We start from the raw sequence: 2,675 nt of genomic DNA, 5'->3' as shown, positions 1-2,675 counted from the left end.
ATTGTCCTCACCTTAAAAGGCGCCAATGCACGTCAGGTTGTGCAAAGTGTGCGTGAACATTTGCATGACATTGAGAAAAACTTACCCCCGGGCGTTACGATCAAGCCTTTTTATGACCGTGGTGAACTGGTGAATCGTGCCATTCATACCGTGAGTAAAACCTTGGTCGAGGCGATTGTATTGGTCCTGATTTTATTGCTGTTGTTTTTAGGCAATTTAAGAGCCGCTTTGGTGGTTGCCGCGATTTTACCTTTATCTGCGTTGAGTACTTTCTTAATGATGCGTCAGTTTGGATTAAGTGCCAACCTGATGTCATTGGGTGGTTTAACCATTGCCATTGGTTTGCTGGTCGATGCGGCGGTTGTGGTGGTTGAAAATATCGAAATGCAACTGGCAGATGCACACGAGTCCAAACACCGTTCGTTTTTACCCCCGCTGAATGTCATTTATCGCGCAGTTTGTGAGGTGGCGGTGCCGGTGACTGCAGGAATGATCATTATTATGCTGGTCTTCATTCCGTTAATGACGTTGCAAGGTCTGGAAGGGAAGCTTTTCTCTCCAGTGGCACTGACCATTGTCTTTGCATTGTCGAGCTCACTGATTTTTTCATTAACGATTATTCCGGTGCTGTGTTCCTATTTTTTAAAATCTCAAGCACATCACACGCCGTATATTGTTGCTAAGCTGGAACAGGCATATAGCAAGGTGTTAAATGCAAGTTTGGTCCATCCGAAACGTGTTTATGCTTTGGCCGGAGGTGCTTTGGTGGTTGCTGCACTCATTTTTCCACTCATTGGTAAGTCCTTTATGCCAACCATGGATGAAGGTGACACCATATTGCAGCTGGAAAAAATGCCATCGATCAGCCTGCAAAATTCGATTGCACTTGATCTGGACATTCAAAGAAGAATTCTAAAACAAGTTCCAGAAGTGGCCCGCATTGTGGCAAGAACCGGTTCGGATGAACTGGGCCTTGACCCTATGGGCTTAAATGAAACCGATAGCTTTGTCATTTTGAAACCGCAAGATCAGTGGCAGGGACAAAGTAAGGAGCAGATTTTAGCCAAAATTCGCCATGTATTGGCCGATGTTCCTGGGGTCAATCTCACCTTTAGTCAGCCGATTGAAATGCGGACTTCAGAAATGTTATCGGGTGTACGTGGAGATTTGGCCGTCAAAATTTTTGGTACCGATTTAGATCAGCTGAATCAGCTGTCTAAGCAAATCTCTACCGTTCTACAAGGGATCAAAGGCAGTGAAGATGTCATGACTTTGGAAAATTCTGGGGTGCAATATCAGGAATTACGTATTCGTCGTGATATGGCTGTCCGCAATCAGTTAGATAGTCAGAGCATACAGGCACAACTCAAAATGCTCATTGAAGGGCAGCAGATTAGTTCGATTATTGAACAGGGGCGACCAGTTCCATTGATGATGAAAGGTGATCCACGTCTGGGACAATCCAGTTTTGCCCTCGCGAACATGAATTTACCTGTTGCAAACTCAGCGGCTGTACCGTTGTCCTCTTTAGCAGAAATGGTCAAGACTGAAGGCGTCGTCAAAATTGACAGGGAAAATGCTTCAAGAATGTCCGTTGTCCGTGCCAATGTGCGTGACCGGGATCTGGTTGGTTTTGTCGAGGAAGCAAAACAGCAGGTTGCCCAGAAAGTTAAATTACCGGCCGGCTATTCATTGAAATGGGGTGGACAGTTTGAAAATCAACAACGTGCAGCAGCGCGTCTGATGCTGGTTGTCCCTGCAGCGTTGACCATGATTTTCTTCCTGCTCTTTACAACTTTAGGGTCTGTTCGTCAGGCAGTACTGGTTTTTGTGAATATTCCCTTTGCTTTAATTGGGGGAGTCGTAGCCTTAGCCATTACCGGTGAATATTTATCGGTACCTGCTTCTGTTGGGTTTATTGCATTAATGGGGATTGCCGTACTGAATGGTTTGGTGATGATCGGTTATTTTAACCAGCTCATTTCACGCGGCGTTGCAATTGAAGAGGTGGTTCGTGAGGGGGCGATGCGACGTTTACGTCCAGTAATGATGACTGCAAGTATCGCGGCTTTGGGTTTAATTCCCTTGCTCTTTACCACTGGGCCAGGTGCTGAAATTCAGCGTCCATTGGCGATCGTGGTGATTGGGGGATTAATTTCCTGCACCTTACTGACGCTGATTTTACTTCCTAACTTGTTCAAACAATTTGGTTTAGTGCGAGATACTCATGTCTGAAATGTGCCAACTCTCTATCAACATCTCCAGTGATATTGCGGAAGAATTAATGAGCCATTTATGGCTTATTCCCGAGATTGTGACAGGATGTACCTGTATCCCGGCACAAGGTTTCGGCAGCCGCCAACATTATCGCAACATTCAAGAAAAAATTCGGGGTGCAACTGAGCGTAATTTGATTCTGTTGATTTTACCCCTCGCAACTGTACCTTTAGTTTTAGCCCATATCCAAAAGAAATTTAAATCAAGTGACTGTTTCTATTGGGTATTACCAACCATAACATCGGGTTATGCTGGTCAAGGAGAAGTGAACGAATGAAACCAGAGATAGCGACTCAACCCCGTTTGCTGGGTAAAGCCTTACGTTTACTGGGCTTGGGCTGTTGTGTGATGATGACTTCTGTCGTATCCGCGGAACCCGCTTTGGATCAAGTCTTGCC

The 2,675-nt window shown here is 45.4% G+C and carries 2 protein-coding genes; both read left to right on the top strand.

What is annotated here, in order from left to right; translation table 11 throughout:
• Nucleotides 1-2,235: efflux RND transporter permease subunit (locus EXE10_RS20515; RefSeq protein ID WP_130114566.1), on the top strand; the 2,235-nt coding region annotated here is incomplete at its 5' end.
• Nucleotides 2,236-2,284: 49 nt separating this feature from the next.
• Nucleotides 2,285-2,554 (top strand): DUF3240 family protein, encoded by a 270-nt coding sequence (locus EXE10_RS20510; protein WP_252152095.1) that lies wholly within the window; start codon nt 2,285-2,287, stop codon nt 2,552-2,554.
• The last annotated feature ends 121 nt before the right edge of the window (nt 2,555-2,675 follow it).

Source organism: Acinetobacter sp. WCHAc060033 (genome assembly GCF_004209125.1).
GTDB classification, from domain to species: domain Bacteria; phylum Pseudomonadota; class Gammaproteobacteria; order Pseudomonadales; family Moraxellaceae; genus Acinetobacter; species Acinetobacter wuhouensis.
The sequence above is the reverse complement of the archived record's forward strand: the minus strand, read 5'-3'. Positions and strand labels throughout refer to the sequence as shown.

What these genes read in the sequence shown, in the direction of transcription:
- EXE10_RS20510 (WP_252152095.1), top strand. Translation starts at nt 2,285, where the DNA reads ATGAGCCATTTATGGCTTATTCCCGAGATTGTGACAGGATGTACCTGT.